We start from the raw sequence: 20,192 nt of genomic DNA, 5'->3' as shown, positions 1-20,192 counted from the left end.
TCTATGGACCGGTTTTTCAGGCATAGGTTCAATAAGAGCATATATAATCACTTCTAGATTTTTGGTTATTCTTCATGTTATTTTCAAACCATTTGTACGGATAAATGAGGAGGAGAAATGGTGGGAAAAGGGTTTAAATTCAAACTTTTGTCTATATTGGGGATTTCAACGTTTCTTACAGCTTGCGGAAGTAGTAATAATGGGAGTGAAAACAATGATGATATTACTACAAATAAAAATTCAAGTGGTGAACAAATAGTTAAAATCGATGTGCAGGACAAACAGAATAATAAGGATTCAACAATTGATAATGGAGGTTTAGTTATTATGGAAGATGTTAAAGTCAAATTGACATTTAACAATGAGGAAGTAATGGTGAATATGTATGATAATTCAGCAAGTAGAGATTTTTTAGCTCAATTGCCGTTAACGATAACATTAGAAGATTATGTAGGTAAAGAGAAAATTAGTGTGTTACAAAAAAGATTGTTGGCAGATAATGTGCAATCCGGAAACCAACCAAAAAAAGGAGACTTTGCTTATTATTCTCCTTGGGGAAATTTGGCTATTTTTTATAAAGGTTTTGGGGATGCCACAAATGATCTTATTATACTAGGTAAGATTGAATCTGGAAAAGAAAACTTTGAAAAAATTGATGGTGATTTCACAGTTCATATTGAAAAGGTCGATTAAAGGAAGAGAGTTGGAGGAATTTTCTTGCAAAAACAAAATAATTTACTCATATTTATATTAACCATCGGAGTCTTCGGCATCTTAAATACAGAAATGGGGGTTATTGGGATATTGCCTTCCATTGCTGATCACTTTCATGTCAGTGTATCAAAAGCAGGATGGCTGGTGAGTTTTTTTGCCCTTGTTGTTGCAGTATCTGGTCCAACGATGCCTTTATTGTTTTCAGGGATAAATCGGAAGAAGGTCATGTTACTTGTACTAGGTGTTTTCGTTTTGGGAAACATTGTATCCATATATACATCTAACTTTACCATTCTATTAATGGCTCGGATAATTCCAGCCTTTTTTCATCCCATTTATTGTTCGTTGGCATTTACAGTAGCGGCTGCCTCAGTAAGTAAAGAAGAAGCTCCAAAAGCTGTTTCCAAAATATTTATAGGAGTATCTGCCGGTATGGTAGTCGGTGTACCAATCGCAAGTTTTATTGCTAGTGCAACTTCTTTACAAATGGCGATGGTATTCTTTGCTATTGTAAATATGTTGGCATCCGTTGCTACCTTACTATTTGTACCCTCTATGCCTGTTAAGGAAAGACTTGCTTACGGAGCACAATTATCGGTATTAAAAAAATCTATTACTTGGCTTTCGATTGTGTCTGTCATTTTATTAAACTCAGCCGTATTTGGAGTTTATAGTTATCTTGCAGATTATCTGAAAACTGTTACGAATATGTCTTCCAATACCATTAGTCTAATATTATTCGTATACGGCGGAGCCAATATTATTGGAAGCATTGTCGCAGGGAAGTTACTTACTAAAAATGCGATCAAATCTGTAGTGACATTTCCTTTTGCATTGGGAGTTGTTTACATCCTATTATTCTTTTTTGGACAATTTACCGTATCAATGGCTATCATTACTTTAATTTGGGGAATTTTAGCTGGTATTGGAGGTAATATCAATCAATATTGGATTATGTCTTCCGCTCCCGAAGCACCTGACTTCGCTAATGGTTTATTTTTAACAGCTTGTAACTTAGGAACGACATTTGGTGCAGCTGCAGGTGGGTTATTTATATCAGAAATGGGTACACAATACGTTGTATTGGTGGGAATCCTATCATTAATACTAAGTTTGGTCACTATTTTTTTAAGATACTATCTGTTTACGATAAAACCGGCAGAACGCCCCTTATTTTAATGAGGGGATGAATGCAGGGGTTTTTCTTTTTTTAGGGAGCTTTTATTTGTCTTAAGAGTAGTGAAACCTTATACTGAAGATAAGAATGAATGTTCGGTGGTGAAGATATATGGCGAAAGAAAAGAAAGCCAGATACATAGTGGAATTAGATGTGTTAATAGAGCCTTTTCAGTTTCATATCTTAGAAAAGAGATTTGAAATTGCTCGCCATATTTCGAACGCCTGTAAACGAGTGATGATGGATAATCTCGCTCGTATGAAAAAGGATTCTGACTATCAATATGGGTTGAAACAGCCAAAGTCAGAAGAACGTTCTTCTCACTTAGTGTCAATTTGAGAAAAATATGATCTATCTCAAACTGGTGCGGAACGAATTGTCAACGAGATGGGGAAACATTTTAAACAAAAGAAACCAAAAAATCCGAAGCATAAACAAAAAGTTCATCTGGACTCCCACGTGGTGCAAAAAATCGCCTTGAACGTATGGAAATCTGTTTCGGATGTACTTTTTGGTAAAGGAAAAACGGTTCATTATAAAAAGTATGGTCAGTTTGATACGGTGGAAGGTAAAAATAATAAAGCAGGGCTGACTTACGACAACGGAATTCTTTATTGGAACGGACTTCAGATGAGAATTCATATACCTAGTAAAGATGAATATCTGCAAAAAGCTCTTCATGATGAAATTGCCTACTGCCGGTTGGTCCGCAGGACCATCCGAGGTAAAGTGAAATACTATTTGCAATTAGTTTTAAAAGGAATCCCACCCCAAAAACGAGAACAGGTGGATGGAGAAGTTGGCTTAGATATAGGCATTTCAACCATTGCGGTGATTTCAGATAAGGAAGTCATCATAGAAGAATTTTGCGAAGGACTCGATATGTTGGAAAAGAAAAAACGACTCATTCTTCGTAAAATGGACCGGTCTAGGCGAGCGACCAATCCCAATAAATATAATCCTAATGGAACCATCAAAAAGGAAAATCGAGACATGGTCCGATCAAAACGATATTGGGACTTGTTGCTAGAGCTAAAGGAAATTGGTCGGAAGATAGCGGCTATTCGGAAAATCATGCATAACCGAATGGCGAATCACGTGTTAAAGATGGGGAACACTATCTTTTGCGAAAAAATGAACTACAAAGGTCTTCAAAAAGCTAGATATGGGAAACGAATTGGATATAAAGCGCCAAGTTTGTTCTTGAAAATTTTAAATACCAAACTAACGTATCAAGACAAAGAAATTGAATTTGTGAATACGTGGACCGTTAAAGCAAGCCAATATTGTCATGTTTTGAACTCCTATTCCAAAAAGAATTTGTCTCAAAGGTTCCACCTCTTACCAGATGGTACGAAAATTCAACGGGATTGTTACTCAGCATGGCTAATTAAGAATGTAAATAAAGGCAAAAACAAAGTGAGTCGAAAAAAATGCATGGAACAATTTGATTCTTTCTTAGTAATTTATAAAAAGACCGAAGCGACGCTCCGGTCTTCGAATAGAAAAATTATTTCTAGTATCGGCTTTTAATCTATCAAAATAATTATTGATAAAATCCTTTGCCGTGTTGAATCCCACGGAAGAACAGAGACAAGTTGTCGTGAGATACCTTTCTTTCTGTTTGGCATGGAGGTCAATGCCAGATGCGAATACTAAACTGCGATTGGGAACCTTCAGGTTCCTAACATCGAAAGGACTGTCTTTCTTTTTTGTGTCAGAGTGGTTTGTTCGCGAATGTTGCACAGAAAACCATAGAGTCTGAAAAGCGGGAGCTTATCTCCTGCCTAGCAGGGAAAGGGAAAAGTATGTGCATCCTAATGAAAATAGGTCTAATTTTTAGAACCTCCCTATACCAATAGGGAGAGGATTCAGTCCTGCACAACAACTTTCAAGGTAAGAAAATTATCAAAAAAGACTATGTATGCTCTGGGTTTTTTATTAGATCTAAAAGGTTTAGAAATAAACACCTTAAAATACTCAACAATTTTAATTAATTTGTTGAATAAACAACGAATTGCGTTTTTTTAACCATTGAATGCATCTTGGTTCTATTTATAATTATAAACAGATGTTGATTAATCTTGTTAAGAGGGAACTTCGTATTTTGGGATAAAACATACTAACTAATTAATCTTGTGAACTTGACAGAATTTGCTCGAGAATCCCAACCGACAAGATTGTAAAAATTCAATAATATTTGTATTTCAGGAGGGTTTTATATGATTAACGCTAAAGCACGTGCTGTATTCAATCCAGAAGGTTCGTTCAAACCTGCCACGATCGAGCGCAGGGATTTACAGCCGAATGATGTCCTCATTGAGATTAAGTACGCAGGTATTTGCCACTCTGACATTCATGCAACTCGCGGCGAGTGGGGTCCGGTAAACTATCCTTTCGTTCCAGGCCACGAGATCGCCGGGATTGTCACTCAGGTAGGTTCGGAAGTCTCGAAGTTTACGGTTGGTGACCGAGTCGGGGTAGGCTGTATGGTTGACTCCTGTGGAGAATGCGTTCACTGCCATGAGGGAGAGGAGCAGTATTGCCTTAATGGAATGACGGGCACCTATGGATCTATCGACAAGAATGGGCAATACACACAGGGCGGTTATTCCTCTCACATCGTCGTTACGGAAGGTTTTGTCGTTCGAATCCCAGACAGCATTGAGCTTGACGTCGCCGCTCCACTCTTGTGTGCCGGCATCACAACGTACTCGCCACTGCGCCATTGGGGGGCTGCAGCTGGCAAAAAGGTAGCGATTGTTGGACTTGGCGGGCTTGGACACATGGCGGTGAAGCTTGCTCATGCCATGGGGGCAGAGGTTACCGTTTTATCACAAACATTGAAGAAGAAAGAAGACGGTTTGCAGCTTGGTGCGGACCATTATTATGCTACGAGCGATCCAGAGACGTTTAAGAAACTGGCTGGTTCATTTGACCTCATCGTAAATACAGTAAGCGCTAAGATCGATATTAGTGCCTACCTTTCTTTGCTGGCGCTGGATGGTACACTTGTCAACGTCGGTGCACCAGCGGAGCCGTTACCAGTTAATGTATTCTCACTTATCGGTCATCGTCGGTCGTTTGCTGGATCGGCAATCGGTGGAATTTGCGAAACACAGGAAATGCTCGACTTTTGTGCAGAACACCACATTACTCCGGAGATCGAGGTTATTTCCGCCAAACAGATTGATGTAGCCTGGGAGCGCGTCCTAGCTTCAGATGTCCGGTATCGATTTGTGATCGACATCAGCACGATGGATAATGAATAACAAGTATTCCTAGCAACATATTAGAGGGCACTCCAACACCGGTGTGCCTCTTTTAGTATTTAAATAGCCAAAAATGGAGGATAAAAAATGTCAAAGGATTTAAAAGTTGCACTTGTCACCGGCGGGAATCGAGGAATTGGTTACGAGTTGGTCAAACAGTTGTCTTTGAAAGGTTTTAAGGTCATTTCGGCATGTCGGGATCCGGAAATGGGTCATAAAGCAGTGCAAAAACTTAAGGAATTAAATTTTGATGTTTCGTTTGTGGCGATGGATGTAAACGATCAAGAAAGCATCCGTCAAGCTGCTGTTACAGTAAATGAGCTGTATGGAAGATTAGACGTATTGATTAATAATGCCGGTGTTTATTTGGATGAGAATAAAAAGTTAATGGCTATGGACCCTTCTATATTGGAGAGAACGATGGAAACAAATTTCTTCGGTGCTTACTATTGTCTCAGTTTGTTTATTCCCCTTATGGAAAAACATGGATATGGGAGGATTATTAATATTTCCTCAGAATATGGGGCGATGAGCGAAATGTCTTATCAAGGTGCAGGCGCTTATAAGTTGTCTAAACTTGCCCTAAATGGTTTGACACGATTGGCAGCGGCAGAAACCAAAGGTGATATTAAAATAAACGCGGTTGATCCGGGATGGGTGAGCTCTGATATGGGTGGACCATCTGCTCCAAGAACCCCCAAACAAGCAGCTGAGTCAATCCTTTGGTTAGCGACTGTCGGATCCGAAGGACCTAATGGGGGATTCTTCCTAGATGGAAAACGAATCGATTGGTAACAAATCAAGTATCTCCATGTGTAAAATGAGGCTAGGTATACCAATTACCCAGCCTTTTTAATTTCATTAATTTATATGTTAACTTCCTTCTGCCATTAACTATAAGAGCCTCTCTAACAAATCTCCCAATTGTTCTGCCATCACTCGAGGTGGATAAGGCATTCCATCTTTTAACCATGATTCCAATACCCCTAGGTAAGCATTTGCTGCAAATTTAACAATAATATCTTCATTTAAACCTTTATTTTTTCCTTTTGTTATATCCAACTCATCCTTGAACCCTTCAATAACCAACTCTAGGAACTTACTTCGAAAAGAAGGAGCCCCTTTACTGGCCAGCATGGTGGAAAAGAATAAATAATTATTCTCAAAGTATTCGAAAAAGATCCTGGTTGCATCGATCCATTCCTCTTGACATGCCCATTCACTTGTTTCTCCGAGCTCGTTTATATGTTCTTCTATCAGCTTATCTAGCAGATCGTATTTATCCAAGTAATGAAGATAGACAGTACTTCGATTTACATTTGCCCTGTCAGAAATATCCTGAATGGTAATGTCATCGAAATTTTTTTCACTCATAAGTTCAAGAAATGCTTTTTTTATCACCTTTTGAGTTTTGACTACTCTTCTATCTACTTTTGGCATTGTTTCATCACCAACTTTTCCTGAAAATTTTTATCCGTTTGGATTGCTTTAATGGAAAAACAAAGAATTGCGTAAAATTGGCTAACTAACGTAGGTAAGTATGGACTAACAAAAAGAAAAATTAAAGCTTTTAAAAAAAGCCTAAAAAATAATCAACAATTTTTATTGATTTGTTGAGTAAACAACGAATTGAGTGAATTTAACGATTGAAAGCATCGTTTTTCTATTTATAATTATAAACAGATGTCGAAAATACATCAATCGTTGATTTTATTTACATGAAAGGATGTTGATTAATATGTCAAACTATATTTTTGAGTTAAGCGATAAGGTAACAAGGAAATCACTTTCTTACCATAACAGGTTTGGAATCAATATTGCTGCAGATCTTTACTTGCCAAAGGATTTTGATGAGTCAAAGAAACACGCAGCCGTTATAATCGGTGCGCCATATGGTGGTGTGAAAGAGCAGGGTCCTGGTATCTATGCTCAAAACATGGCAGAGCGTGGTTTTGTCGTTCTTGCATTTGACCCATCTTACAACGGATACAGTGGCGGAGAGCCGCGGCATATTTCATCGCCTGATCTCTTCGTAGAAGATTTCAGTGCAGCCGTTGATTATTTAGGTACACGTCCATTTGTAGATAGAAATCAAATTGGAGCAATCGGTATATGTGGCAGTGGTGGCTTTGCAATTAGTGCAGCACAGGTTGATAGGCGCATAAAGGCCATTGCCACGGTCAGCATGTATGATATATCCCGTGTGTCAGCCAACGGCTGGATGGATTCGTTAACCGAAGAAGACCGCAACAGTATGCTCGATGCAATTGCTGCGCAACGTTACGCGGATTTTGAGGGCGGCCAGCCAGCGCTCGCCCAGCGAGGAGCACCTATTGGATTTGATGAAAATACAGACCCTATCGGTCGTGAGTTTGGAGAGTTTTATTCTACGCCTCGTGGGTACCACCCAAACTCTATTACTCAATTTTCCGTGACTAGCAGCATGTCATGGATGAACTTTCCTCTGCTTACGCACATTAAATCGATTTCGCCGCGGCCAATTTTGTTCATCATGGGCGAGCAGGCTCACTCCCGATACTTTAGTGAAGATGCTTACGAATTGGCGGCAGAACCAAAAGAATTGTACATCGTTCCGAATGCAGGACACGTTGATTTGTATGACAAGACGGACTTGATTCCATTCGACAAGTTGGAAGTATTCTTTACCGAGAATATGAAGTAATAATCACTTTAAAGAAACGTTCCACATTCTATGCAAGGCTTTTCTGGTAACGATCGATGAGTGTTACTAATTTAAAAAAATAACTGCCCTTAAATTGGGGGCAGTTTTATTAAAAAATTCAAAATCAATCATTACTACCAAAGTAAGGAGGTATCTGAATGAATGTTAAGACCACTAACCGTACAGTTCTATCTGCCTTGATGCTTTCCGCTTTTTCTGCATTGGGACCCTTTACGGTCGATATGTATCTTTCATCGCTGCCGCAAATGATGAATGATTTTAATACAACGGCATCTTCCATTCAAGCGAGCCTAACGGCCAGTTTGTTAGGGTTAGGTGTGGGGCAGCTCGTTGCAGGTCCTTTAAGCGATGCTCATGGCAGGCGTAAGCCTTTGCTGATTTCGATGCTGCTTTATTTTCTCATTTCTGTAGTATGTGCGTTTTCACCGAGCGTCGGTATATTTATTATTTTGCGCTTTATTCAGGGATTTGTCGCTGCCGCAGGGCTTGTTATCTCTCGTGCGATAGTTCGTGATCGCTACAGTGGAGTAGAAATGGTTAAATTCATGGCACTATTGACTATGATTAGTAATGTCGCTCCATTGATTTCCCCTACTGCTGGAAGCGTGGTGACTACGTTCACTTCATGGATCAGTGTGTTTATTTTTCTAGGTTTTTTAGGGCTTTCTTTAACAGGCATAACCATATGGGGAATAAAAGAAAGCTTGCCTGCCCGGCAGCGTGTTCCCAGCAATTTCAGTAGAGTATTAAAAAACTACGGTTCCTTGCTTCGAGATCGGAGCTTTATGGGGTATGCGCTTGTCAATGGCATATTGTTCTCTGGTGTGTTTGCCTATGTTGCCGGTACTCCTTTTATTTATCAAAATATGTATGGTATATCGCCACAATTGTTTTCGGTTCTTTTTGCCTTAAATGGGCTTGGGATTATTCTTGGATCACAGCTTGTTAAACGACTGGCCGAGCGGATGGACGAACACCGTATTTTTCAGATGGGACTGCTGTTAGCTTTCATCACTACCGCTGCCATCTTAATGGTAGTGCTAGTTCACGGACCTTTCGTTGCTTTGTTCATTGCCATCTTCTTATTCGCAGCAGCTATTGGAATAATCGGACCGGTTTCATTTACACTGGCTATGGAATCACAGGGGCAAATTGCCGGGAGTGCGGCCGCCGTATTAGGCACTCTTCAATTTGCATTAGGGGCTGTCACTTCACCTTTAGTAGGTATGGCAGGAGAAAATTCTGCTGTTCCATTCGGAATCACCATTTTTATGACAAGTATACTTGCTGTTATTTCCTACGTAATCTTGGTGAGAAAGTCATCAACAGCTTCACAATACATTTAAAGAAAGTTGAAGATACAATTAATTCCCATTTCTCAATGCCTATTCATGAAGTCAAATAGACAGTAATAATAAAATAACCTGAGTCCAGTAGAGTTAGAGACTCAGGTTATTTCATTTCTTTAAAAAACTTGTTCCATTATTCTAGGTTTCTATCTAACAATGCCCCCGTTTGTTCTGCCATAACACGTGCTGGCAATGGCATTCCATTCTTGAACCACCATTCCACTGCCCCAACAACTGCGGAACCAAAAAATTGAAGAATAACATCTTCACTTAATCCTTGGTTTTTCCCTTCGGTTGTTTCCACTTCCGCTTTAAACTCTTCGATCACTAATTCAAGAAAACGACTGCGGAAATAGGGTGCACCTTTACTCGCTAACATCGTTGAAAAAAATAAATAATTACGCTCAAAGTATTCGTACCAGACATAATTTCCTTCTTGAAAAGTCATCTCAGATGCAGATTGGCATAGTTCTCGGAGATTGTCCATATGTTCTTCAATCATCTTATCCAGGAGGTCATATTTATCTGTGTAATGAAGATAGATGGTTCCACGATTAACATCTGCCCTATCGGCAATATCCTGAATGGTAATGTCATCAAAACTTTTTTCAGACATCAGTTCAATGACAGCATTTTTTATAGCTACTTGGCTTTTTACTATTCTTCTATCTACTTTAGACAATTTAATTCACCAATCTTTCTAAAGATAATCAACAATTTTAATTGATTTGTTGAGTAATCAACGAATTGCGTTAATTTAACCATTGAACGCACTCTGAATCTTTTTATAATTATAAACAGATGTTGATTAATCAATCAATATTAATTTTTAAAGCATCATGTTTAGCTAACTATTGAAATAATAAAAGTAAATTTTCTTCAAACAGGAGGCTTATTTATGGACCGTGTTGAAAAGAGCAAGGAAAAATACAAACAGCTATTTGGGAATGGAGTATCAGCCGCATACGCTACTGATCCTGATTTTCAGGACATTCTTAGCCGCTTCATTTTTGGAGAAGTTTTTTATCAAGGTAATCTCGATGACAAGCAACGTGAGTTGATAACTCTGGTAGTGCTTGCAACCAACCAAACGTTACCTCAACTGAAGGGCCATGTCGGTGCGGCATTGAACGTTGGGCTGACACCTGTAGATATCAAAGAGGCCGTTTATCAGTGTGCACCGTACATTGGATTTCCCAAAACACTAAACGCTATCAATGAAGTCAATGAGGTTTTCAAAGCAAAGAATATCGCTTTACCAATTGAAAGCCAACAGCAGGTTGATGAAGAGACTCGTTTTGATAAGGGACTTTCAGTCCAAGTAGAGATTTTTGGGGAAGTTATTGCAAAAATGCGTGAGGCTGCCCCATCAAATCTAAAGCATATACAGGATTATCTTTCCGCTTTTTGCTTTGGAGACTTCTACACCCGTGGCGGACTTGATTTGAAAACACGTGAATTGCTGACACTCTGCATCGTAAGCAGTTTAGGAGGTGCAGAAGCCCAAGTGAAGGCACATGTGCAGGGAAACCTAAATGTAGGTAATGACAAGGAAACAATAATTACCGCCATCACTCACTGCCTCCCATATATGGGCTTTCCGAGAACACTGAACGCCTTAAATTGTATAAATGAAATTATTCCCGAAAAGGAATGAAAATTCAAAGAGAGGATAATAGTGGATGCCTGGGGGGACGGAAAAAATATGAAAAACACCTGGAAAATTTACATGCTGGCCTTAATTACCTTCATGGTAAGTACATCTGAGTACGTCATTGCAGGTATTTTGGATAAAGTGGCTGCCTCGAATCATGTTTCCGTAGCGGTGGCAGGACAACTAATCACCGTATTTGCTCTTGCTAATGCAATTGGTTCTCCTCTTGTCGTCATGGCGACGACAAAAATGAATCAGCGAAAGTTATTAATACTCTCTCTTATTTTAATGGTGCTCGGCAGCGTAATGACATTTACCATTACAGGCTTCGGTTTTCTAATTGTCTCACGCATTATACTTGCTCTAGGAAGTGGAGTTTTTGCCATTGCTGCCAAAACTGCCGCAGCCAAGCTAGCTCCCCCAGAAAAACAAGCAGGTGCTATTGGCACAGTTATCCTTGGGTTTAGTGCTGCCATTATCATCGGTGTACCAATTGGTCGTCTGATAGCAACAGCATACGATTGGAAGCTAATCTTTGTGGGTATCGGTGTTCTTAGTTTACTTGCAATTTTCGTTATCATGCGAACGATTCCTGCCACAAATAACGGGGCTCCCGTTCCTCTAGGCAAGCAACTCTCTTATTTAAAGAACCCGAAAATATTAATGGGCCTTGGTGCAACGTTCTTTTGGCAGTTAGGATATGGGGTAATGTATTCCTATATTGCTCCCTTCCTGTTAACCGTTACATTCATGAGCGGACGAGAAGTGAGCAGTGCTTTGTTTGCCTTCGGTTTCGCTACCTTAATAGGTTCTAAGTTTGGTGGCTTCATGACGGATTGGATTGGTAACCCCAGAACTCTTGTCGGCGGTTTGGTTGTCCACGTTATAGCTTTAGTGTTGCTATCTACTATTGCAAGGTCACCCTTTGTCGCCATTCCATTGCTCATGCTATGGTCCTTCTCGGCATGGTCGTCTGGCCCAGGTATGCAGTATAATCTGGTTTGGCTTGCTCCTGATGCTTCGGGAATCATGCTTAGCCTGTATGGCTCTTTCATACAGTTAGGCATAGCAGCAGCCGCTGGAATCGGGGGTATTGCAGTAAAAAGCACATCAGTGTTGGAAGTCAGCTGGATCGGAGCTTTATCAGTCGCCATTGCCGCAATTATCGCAGCGGTCTCGTTTAGTCTTAATAGGAAACCCACTAAGTACGAGAAAGCTATTTAATGGAGGGTTGTAATGTGAGTAGTATAAAAGTGAGATATAACAACGGGGAAGTAATTGTGAAAATGGATCATAATCCAACAACCAAGGATTTTCTATCATTACTTCCATTAACTTTAACATTCGAAGATTATGCAGGCACCGAAAAAATTAGTAATCTACCGAAAAGATTATCAAAAGAAGAAGCACCATCAGGCTGTAAGCCTTCAGTTGGAGATTTCACTTATTATTCCCCATGGGGCAATTTGGCTATATTTTATCGGGATTTTGGTTTTGCAAGTGGATTGATTAAATTAGGGAAGATTGAATCTGGTATTGAAAAGCTTGCATGTATGAAAGGTAATTTTACAGTTACAATTGAAAATATCGATTAAAAACACTTAGCAAAAATTCCAGTAAAAATAATCAACAATTTAGAATGAATTGTTTAATAATCAACAAATCGCGTTATATTAACGATTGAAAGAATTCCGTTTCCTTTTATAATTATAAACAGATGTTGATTAATCAAATAACGTTTATTTTATACTTTTGCAAATTAAAAAAGGGCGTTATTTAGAATGTCTAATCCAGTAGGTTAAAATAATAGATTTATCTTTTCCAGTTTTGCAACTTAGAGGCACATTTAAAGATTAAAGGGGTAAACCAAATGGAACGACCATATATAATCTGTCACATGCTAACCTCATTGGATGGGAAAATCATTGGAGATTATTTGAAAGAAAAACGAGCAGCTTATTTTAGAGATTTATACGAAGAAATCCATAATCGTTACGGATGTAAAGCATGGATGTGTGGCAGGGTTACCTTGGAAGAACACTTTACTTTCGGACATCAATTAGATTTAACACAAGATAACATTCCCACGATAACTAGAACTGATTACGTTGCAAATAAAGATGCAAAAAGTTTTGCCATTGCAGTAGACCCTTCTGGGAAACTAGGATGGACAAAAAACTACATTACAGATGACTACGGATTAGGTGACCACATTATCGAAGTCCTTACAGAACAAGTATCTGATGCCTATTTAGCTCATCTGCAAAAACTTGGTATATCTTATATTTTTGGGGGAAAAGAACAATTGAATTTTACTGTCGTAGTAGAAAAGCTAAAAAATCTATTTTCAATCGATGAATTAGTGCTAGAAGGTGGAGGAGTTTTAAATGGCTCCTTTTTGAATGAAGGATTAATTGATGAATTGAGTCTGATTTTAGTTCCAATTGCAGATGGTGCATCTAATTCAGTGACGCTATTTGAGACGAGCTCTTTTCTAACAAATCAGCATCCAGTAAATTTCTTCTTGAAAGAAGTCGAAAAACTGGATGATGGCGGGTTATGGTTGAAGTATGTAACAAAACGTGATTAACCGCCGTTTAACAAAAGATTGATTAAATATTGGAGGTCCATTATGGAATATCGCACAGTAGGAAAAACAGGAATTCAGGTTTCAAATTTATGTTTTGGTGCCATGTCTTTTGGCGGAGACGCTGATGAAGAAACATCTAAAGCCATGTATCAACGTTGTCGGGAAGCTGGTATCAACTTCTTCGATACTGCCGATGTTTATGGGCGTTCTGAGGAAATTTTAGGTGAATGCATCGCACATGAACGTGAATCCATCGTCCTAACAACAAAAGTGTTCTGGAACACGGGTGCTGATGTGAATGCTAGAGGCTTGTCCCGAAAACATATGATGCAAGGTATTGAAAATAGCCTGCGTCGCTTAAAGACGGATTATATTGATTTTTATTTCGTCCATGATTTTGATGAACAAACTCCAATGGAGGAAACGCTACGGACATTCGATGACTTACAGCGTCAAGGGAAGATTCTTTACCCAGCAGTAAGCAATTGGGCAGCATGGCAAATCACAAAAGCATTAGGAATTTCTGCAAAAGAGCAACTCGCTCGTTTTGAATTGATTCAACCTATGTATAACCTTGTTAAACGCCAAGCAGAGGTTGAAATCTTACCAATGGCTGCTTCAGAACAAGTTGGAGTCATTACTTATAGCCCACTTGGTGCTGGACTTCTTTCAGGGAAATATGGAATGAATAAACGTCCTGAGCAGGGCCGCCTTGTTCAGAATGCCCGCTATGGTGACCGTTACGGTGCTGCTGAAGATTTTGTTACGGCTGAACAGTTCACCAAATATGCACAAGAACATGATGTGAAACCTGCAACTTTAGCTGTTGCTTGGGTAATGGCTAATCCTGCTGTAACTGCTCCTATCATTGGTGCCCGTAATTTAGACCAATTAGAAGATTCAATAGCAGCGGCTGATTTTAATATGACAGAAGAAATGTACGCTGAAATTACCAATTTATCAAGGACACCTTCACCTGCAACGGATCGAACAGAGGTATTAACTGGTAAATGGAACTAAGGACGAAAAAGGTCTTTATTAAAATGGTTAAGAAGGATGTATTATGTGTACACTCTTCTTTTTTAACGATTTAAATGTTGATGTTCACTTATTTTGTGAAACGAATGAAAACCAAAAAGGAGCCGTCCTTTTGGCATCAAATGTAATATGTTGAAACATATAAAAGTTAATAGAATGTGAGAAACATCTAATGGAATATGAAAAACCGGGGGATATGACGAACAATTTGTTTCCGATTGGCACAAATTATTAATCGATAAGTTATAAATATTTAACCGATTGGGTCCATACCGCTTGTTATTGAAAATCGCGAAGGCACTGTCATGATGATAGTGTCTTCTTTATTTAATTTTAATTCATACTTTACTGATAGGAATTGTAGGTTTATAATAAAATTAATCTAATAAATGAAATTAAAAGTGGTTGTATTCAAGGGAAAGTTTTTGTAAAACTAAGGGAGTGTTTCTGTTGAGAAATAATGATGAAAAAAAGCGACAAAAACTTATCAATAAATTAATTTTTTTAAACGTCTATAACAAAGGCGATCAAAAGCTATATGAGTTGCCACTATCGAAATTAGAATATGAGTATAGAAGATTTAAATTACAAAACCATCCGCATGGTGAGTTTGGATCTATTCAATGGATATAAAATAAATATGGTTAGGTTACATTAGACTGTATGGTATTTCCACACCTGCGGTCTTTTTTTGGCAAGGAAATTAAAAAATTCAATGTTGGGGCAGAAAAGAATCTTTTAATCTTGGAATCAACGTTCTCTCTGTCCGCAAATTTATGAGGTCAAACAAACTTGATGGAAGGCAGAAAACGGGGGTCAGATACTTGTGACAAAAATTCATTTGATTGATACAAAAATTTATCAATCTAACTCCTTGTTTATCAAGGCTTTCCCTTAATCAATTTGACAGTTGATACATTTCGTTATCAGTTTGTATTGTATAAGAAAACTTCATTAATCTATAAATACCGTAGAGATAGCATAAAACCATTATATTTTTAGAGGAACTCTGTTGGCATAATAATAGCATTATTTAAATTATAAAAAATTCATCACTATTGTAAGAAGGTTGGAAAGAAAAATAATTTTGCAAGCGATTCTAAACCGTGCACAGAGATTTTAGTCTATATAAAGTATTATTTACTGTCTTCCGGACAACCGATGGCATGAACATACAATGTTCATGCTTTTTTTATTAACATAAATAGGCTGGAGACATAAAATAAACAAAAGATTGCGAACTTTTTTCTCCTGTTTTATTTTCAAAAGTTTACTAGTCATTTAAGGTTTATTCATTCTTGTAGCCTTTTTTACCGAATTAACCATGATAGGGGAATATTGGGGGTATTGTGATGAATATTAAGGAGAGCATTTTGGAAAAAGAAGGTCGGAAGTTTCCAGGAGCGACCTATTCAGAGGTAGTATTGGCACCTGCTTATGAGCACGCCAAGCAATCTTTACTAGAGCCGATGATAGCAATCCATAAAGCCCACCTGATTATGCTTGTGGAACAAGGGTTGTTGCAGGAGAGTGCGGGTTCCCAAATCCTTGCAGCTATTTGCGCACTTGATAAGGAGAGAATTCTCCAATCCACCTATGATGGACAGTATGAGGATCTCTTTTTCCTTGTAGAAAGTCAAATTATGAAAATTGCCGGCGAAATGGGTGGGAGTTTGCACCTTGCTCGGAGCCGGAACGATATGGGTGTTGCAATGTACAGGATGGTTCTTCGGGACAAGATTCTACTCGCCATCGAGGCGCTGCTTTCCTTTCAAGAAACACTTTTGAGGGTGATCGACACCTATAAGGAAACCATTGTCCTTGGGCATACCCATACGCAGCAAGCCCAGCCGATGACGTTCTCCCATTATCTTCTGGGTATGTACGATGTCGTTGACCGTGACTTAAAAAGATTGAAAGCAGCCTATGATACATGCAATGCTAGTCCTCTCGGCGCGGCGGCCCTCACTACGACCGGATTTCCGATTGACCGAAATACAGTCGCAGAGTTATTAGGATTTCCGAAAATCATCAAGAGTGCCTATGATGCGATTGGCGGTGCCGATTATTTAGGGGAAATTGCAACAGCGATACAATTAACCTTTATCAATCTCGGCCGGTTTTCACAAGACCTTCTCTTATGGTCCAGCCAAGAATTTTCAGCGATTCGTGTGGCAGACCCCTATGTTCAAACGAGTTCCATTATGCCGCAAAAAAGAAATCCTGTTTCACTAGAGCATATTCGTGCATTAAGCTCTAGCGGAATTGGGAATGCCCAAACCGTACTTCAAATGTTACATAACACACCATACGGAGATATAAACGATACCGAGGATGACCTTCAGCCGTATTTATGGAAGGGCCTGCACCTTATTGATCAAGTTTTTCGGTTAACAAACGTGGTGGTTGGAACACTTGAAGTAAATGAAGCACTGTTAAAAAGAAGGGCCCAAGAAAGTTTTGCGACAATAACGGAATTAGCCGACACCCTGTTTAGGGAAGCAAACATCCCGTTTCGAACCTCTCATTCCATTGCCAGCCAGGTGGTGAAAATTGCCTTGGCCAGAGGACTGAATGCTACTCATGTCACATCTGTACTCGTGGATGAAGCGGCAAGAGCAGTTGTCGGAATTCCGTTGAATTTACCGGAGGAGATCATTCGCACAGCAATGGACCCAGAACACTTTATTAAAACTCGGTCGCTGCCTGGCGGACCAGCACCGGAGGAAATGAAGCGGGCCATTGTGGAAAGAGAAGCTAGTCTACACCACCATATTTCTTTACTCCATACTGAGGTTAATCGAATTAAAGTTTGTATGGAGAGACTTGACCAACTGACAAGCCATTGGGGTACAACGGATGAAAACGATATCAATACTGGACATTGATGAAGGCGGTAGTTAATTCCAGAAGAAAATATGTGATGATCAGGACCCTACTGTTCTTAAATAGGGGAATGACTTAGTAAAATATAGTAAAAAATATTTAATTTATACTTGACTGGTAGGAATTGTCGGGTATAAGATGTTAGTAAATATTTGCGCAATAATTTATATGCCGACTGGTTAACTAGAGGCTCTCAATTCAAGGTGAGATTATCTTGAAATGAGGGCCTCTTATTTTTTCAATAAAAGAGAAAGGGAATAACGATCTATCATCGGGCCATGGGGAAAAAATAACCTTATTCAATGCTAAAAAATATAAAAATAGGAGGGAAATAAATTGTCAAATTCAGTTAATCAGCTAAAAAAGATACTCAAAAAAGTCCAACCCACCGATCAATTAAAATAGAATCTACTCTAAGATGGGTTTATTCTGAATTTGACCAGCTCTATAGTTTAGGAATGGTAAATGAAAAAAAGTATTTAAGTTAAACCGGGGCTAGACTTTAAGAAGGTATACTGTGCCGAAGCATTATTGGACTGTGTAATGGGGCAGACTGTTTCCAAAATCAAAAACTTAATCATAAAGAAACTTAATGAAATCCTTGTTAGATGAATGGTGCGATTTCATTTCGGGGCAATTAAATCTATTAAATCAAGTCCTAATATTATTTCAGAGCTATAAGAACATCGTTCCTACTATCTAAACTAAGTAAATAAAATTCTGAATATTATGTTATAATACTCATGAAATAAATAATTCTTCGTAGTTGTTTCAATAATTACATAATACATAATGAAAGTCTTTCCATCTTTAATTGAGGAAAAAACATGAAATATTAAATGGTGCCTGTCACTTGTCGAATGCTACAAATTTCGAGTGGTGACAGGTCTTTTTCAAGAGCACAGACTAAGGGGTTGAGTAAATATGAGTTTTAACCAAATACAATGCTTTTGAATTACCTAAAGAAACAGTTTTGAATGAATTTTATGAACGAATTATTACAATCCCTAGTGAAGCAAGAACAAATTTGAAAAATGAGCTCATTACCGTAATTGGCGAGGAACGAACAAGGGGCGTGTTTATTCGCTACGGCTGGCATTGTGGTGTGAGTGATGCGGAAAAAGCCATGTCGCTGCAATGGGACGATGAGATGGATTTGGTAAATGCAGGTCCTAAATTTCACATGTTGCATGGTTACTTAGATAAAGTGGAAATTTTGGAAATGAGCTTTGATGAGCAAAAGAAATGCAATATTATTGAAGTCCTTTGGATTAATACGTTTGAAGCGTCTCAATATTTAAAAGACAAAGGCCTTAGTGAAGAGCCTGTTTGTCACACCTTGTGTGGATATGCAAGCGCTTACCTGTCGAAAGTGTTGCAACAGCCGATCCTTGTTAAGGAAGTAGAATGTCGCGCGATGGGCTACGAGCAATGCAAATGTATTAGTATGCCAATTGAAAAATGGGGAGAAGAAATTACGAGTGACCTGAGTTACTATCAAGCGAATAGCATGATTAAGGAACTCGATGAAATTACAGCGAAATTAAAAATGGAGCCGACCATTTAAGTAAAGCGAGCGATATACACCGGCAATTAATTGAGGAACTACTGTCGTAGGTCCACAAGAACCGTCACAATGGCTTTCAATAGCCTAGGTCAATGCTTTATGTAATTCAAAGTGTTGGCCGTGGCGAGGAGCAATATTGTACGAAAGGTGTTGTTTCAATTTATAACTCTTTAGACTACGATGGTAATCCAACTTATGGTGGTTATAGCCAGAAAATTGTTGTAACTGAAGGGTTTTTTGTCAGGATTCCAGATGGGGGGGATTCTTTTGAGAAAAACCAAAATACTCTCTTGGACCGAAGACTGGGGAAAATCATACAGGCAAGAAGAGATAAAATTAAAAAAGGTATTTAAAGATGAACTAATTGATATTTTCCATATTGGAAGTACCTCTATACCAACAATAGGTTACGCAAAGCCGATAATTGATATTTTGATTGTTGTTAAGGATATTGAAAAAGTAGATTTATTCAATGATGAAATGCGGGCATTAGGTTATGAACCGAGAGGTGAAAATGGGATTGCTGGAAGAAGATATTTTCCAAAAGGAAAAGATAATAGAACACATCATTTACATATCTTTCAAGTCGGAAGTGAACACATAAAAACCTACTTAGATTTTAAAGAATACTTGATAAAGAACCCCTCTGAAGCCAAAAAGTATGGAGAATTGAAAATAAACTTAGCAAAACAGTTTCCTAACGACCATTACAAGTATCAAGATGGAAAGCAGCAGTTCGTTAATGAATTAGCAGATAAAGCGAAAGAATGGGCTTTACAGTGGAAATTTTCTTATTAAAGTAACGGGTGCTTGAGTTGAAAAATGGGATTGCTGCGGCGATCCTTTTTTGTTCTTCAGCTAACGGGCCAGATAATTGAATAACACTTGGTAGTTAATTTGGATATTTATGTAAAAATAGAGGTTGTAAAAGAATGTACTTAAAGTAAGGAAGCAGCTTAATTGAATAATATAAAAGGGATTAATTGATAAAATGTCGAAAATTTAATAGAAATTCTGTTTATAAAAGGAAAGGGTGAGGGAAGTGGGAGAAATTATCAAGAATCGATCGTCTAAAGAATTAATTAAAGATAAAGTAACAGAAAAGCTGCAGGAAAAGCACGAATTCGTAAGGCTTTACTTCCAGCTATATCAAGGAAAAAGTAGTTTATGAACAAACACACTAAATTGATAGGAGAATTTATTTATGGCTAGTAAAAATAATTACGACGTAACAGAGTGGC

The 20,192-nt window shown here is 38.4% G+C and carries 20 protein-coding genes and 1 pseudogene; 19 read left to right on the top strand and 2 right to left on the bottom strand.

Features of this window, described 5'->3' with window-relative positions; all coding sequences use genetic code 11:
• Positions 1-117: 117 nt before the first annotated feature.
• The 6 genes from J7E67_RS16345 (at position 118) to J7E67_RS16320 (ending at position 5,958) form a co-directional block, all read left to right on the top strand.
• A complete protein-coding gene (locus tag J7E67_RS16345; protein WP_214732371.1) occupies positions 118-693 on the top strand; it encodes a cyclophilin-like fold protein in 576 nt (191 codons plus the stop codon).
• 24 nt (positions 694-717) lie between these two features.
• Positions 718-1,893, top strand: a complete 1,176-nt coding sequence (locus J7E67_RS16340) for an MFS transporter (protein ID WP_214732370.1) — start codon at positions 718-720, stop codon at positions 1,891-1,893.
• Positions 1,894-2,002: 109 nt separating this feature from the next.
• A complete protein-coding gene (locus tag J7E67_RS16335; RefSeq protein WP_214732369.1) occupies positions 2,003-2,230 on the top strand; it encodes a hypothetical protein in 228 nt (75 codons plus the stop codon).
• A 138-nt stretch (positions 2,231-2,368) separates the two neighbouring features.
• Complete coding sequence (locus J7E67_RS16330; protein ID WP_214732368.1) at positions 2,369-3,424, top strand: transposase; 1,056 nt, start codon at positions 2,369-2,371, stop codon at positions 3,422-3,424.
• Between the two features lie 689 nt (positions 3,425-4,113).
• Positions 4,114-5,163, top strand: coding sequence for an NAD(P)-dependent alcohol dehydrogenase (locus tag J7E67_RS16325; RefSeq protein ID WP_214732367.1), 1,050 nt, complete (start codon positions 4,114-4,116; stop codon positions 5,161-5,163).
• 87 nt (positions 5,164-5,250) lie between these two features.
• Positions 5,251-5,958 (top strand): SDR family oxidoreductase, encoded by a 708-nt coding sequence (locus tag J7E67_RS16320; RefSeq protein ID WP_214732366.1) that lies wholly within the window; start codon positions 5,251-5,253, stop codon positions 5,956-5,958.
• 99 nt (positions 5,959-6,057) lie between these two features.
• Here the strand turns inward: J7E67_RS16320 and J7E67_RS16315 are convergent, their stop codons facing one another.
• Positions 6,058-6,603, bottom strand: coding sequence for a TetR/AcrR family transcriptional regulator C-terminal domain-containing protein (locus J7E67_RS16315; protein ID WP_214732365.1), 546 nt, complete (start codon positions 6,601-6,603; stop codon positions 6,058-6,060).
• 298 nt (positions 6,604-6,901) lie between these two features.
• Here J7E67_RS16315 and J7E67_RS16310 point away from each other — a divergent pair, with 298 nt between their 5' ends.
• Together J7E67_RS16310 and J7E67_RS16305 are read left to right on the top strand one after the other, a co-directional pair.
• Positions 6,902-7,846, top strand: a complete 945-nt coding sequence (locus J7E67_RS16310; protein WP_214732364.1) for an alpha/beta hydrolase — start codon at positions 6,902-6,904, stop codon at positions 7,844-7,846.
• Positions 7,847-8,004: 158 nt separating this feature from the next.
• Positions 8,005-9,213 carry a multidrug effflux MFS transporter gene (locus J7E67_RS16305; RefSeq protein ID WP_214732363.1) on the top strand — a complete coding sequence of 403 codons (1,209 nt, stop codon included), beginning with the start codon at positions 8,005-8,007 and terminating at the stop codon, positions 9,211-9,213.
• 136 nt (positions 9,214-9,349) lie between these two features.
• Here the strand turns inward: J7E67_RS16305 and J7E67_RS16300 are convergent, their stop codons facing one another.
• Positions 9,350-9,898 carry a TetR/AcrR family transcriptional regulator gene (locus J7E67_RS16300; RefSeq protein ID WP_214732362.1) on the bottom strand — a complete coding sequence of 183 codons (549 nt, stop codon included), beginning with the start codon at positions 9,896-9,898 and terminating at the stop codon, positions 9,350-9,352.
• A gap of 216 nt (positions 9,899-10,114) precedes the next feature.
• Here J7E67_RS16300 and J7E67_RS16295 point away from each other — a divergent pair, with 216 nt between their 5' ends.
• The 11 genes and pseudogenes from J7E67_RS16295 (at position 10,115) to J7E67_RS31850 (ending at position 20,122) form a co-directional block, all read left to right on the top strand.
• Positions 10,115-10,873, top strand: coding sequence for a carboxymuconolactone decarboxylase family protein (locus tag J7E67_RS16295; RefSeq protein ID WP_214732361.1), 759 nt, complete (start codon positions 10,115-10,117; stop codon positions 10,871-10,873).
• A gap of 21 nt (positions 10,874-10,894) precedes the next feature.
• Positions 10,895-12,094, top strand: a complete 1,200-nt coding sequence (locus J7E67_RS16290) for an MFS transporter (protein ID WP_308161421.1) — start codon at positions 10,895-10,897, stop codon at positions 12,092-12,094.
• 14 nt (positions 12,095-12,108) lie between these two features.
• A complete protein-coding gene (locus J7E67_RS16285) occupies positions 12,109-12,465 on the top strand; it encodes a cyclophilin-like fold protein (RefSeq protein ID WP_308161419.1) in 357 nt (118 codons plus the stop codon).
• Between the two features lie 275 nt (positions 12,466-12,740).
• A complete protein-coding gene (locus J7E67_RS16280; RefSeq protein WP_214732359.1) occupies positions 12,741-13,460 on the top strand; it encodes a dihydrofolate reductase family protein in 720 nt (239 codons plus the stop codon).
• Between the two features lie 42 nt (positions 13,461-13,502).
• Entirely contained in the window at positions 13,503-14,480 is a 978-nt protein-coding gene (locus J7E67_RS16275; protein ID WP_214732358.1) for an aldo/keto reductase, read from the top strand.
• A 468-nt stretch (positions 14,481-14,948) separates the two neighbouring features.
• Complete coding sequence (locus J7E67_RS16270; protein ID WP_168243455.1) at positions 14,949-15,131, top strand: Fur-regulated basic protein FbpA; 183 nt, start codon at positions 14,949-14,951, stop codon at positions 15,129-15,131.
• Between the two features lie 719 nt (positions 15,132-15,850).
• Positions 15,851-17,386, top strand: coding sequence for an argininosuccinate lyase (gene argH / locus J7E67_RS16265; RefSeq protein WP_214732357.1), 1,536 nt, complete (start codon positions 15,851-15,853; stop codon positions 17,384-17,386).
• A gap of 971 nt (positions 17,387-18,357) precedes the next feature.
• On the top strand, positions 18,358-18,951 hold the full coding sequence (locus J7E67_RS16260) for a XylR N-terminal domain-containing protein (RefSeq protein ID WP_214732356.1): 594 nt from the start codon (positions 18,358-18,360) through the stop codon (positions 18,949-18,951).
• Positions 18,952-19,076: 125 nt separating this feature from the next.
• Positions 19,077-19,205 (top strand): annotated as a pseudogene (locus tag J7E67_RS16255) (alcohol dehydrogenase); the annotation flags it as partial.
• Between the two features lie 13 nt (positions 19,206-19,218).
• Positions 19,219-19,749: a GrpB family protein gene (locus J7E67_RS16250; protein WP_214732355.1), complete on the top strand. Its 531-nt coding sequence runs from the start codon at positions 19,219-19,221 to the stop codon at positions 19,747-19,749.
• 244 nt (positions 19,750-19,993) lie between these two features.
• On the top strand, positions 19,994-20,122 hold the full coding sequence (locus tag J7E67_RS31850) for a hypothetical protein (RefSeq protein ID WP_285291931.1): 129 nt from the start codon (positions 19,994-19,996) through the stop codon (positions 20,120-20,122).
• Positions 20,123-20,192: the final 70 nt, after the last annotated feature.

This window comes from Bacillus sp. ISL-46 (assembly GCF_018613205.1).
This window is presented reverse-complemented; position numbering and strand designations above follow the sequence as displayed.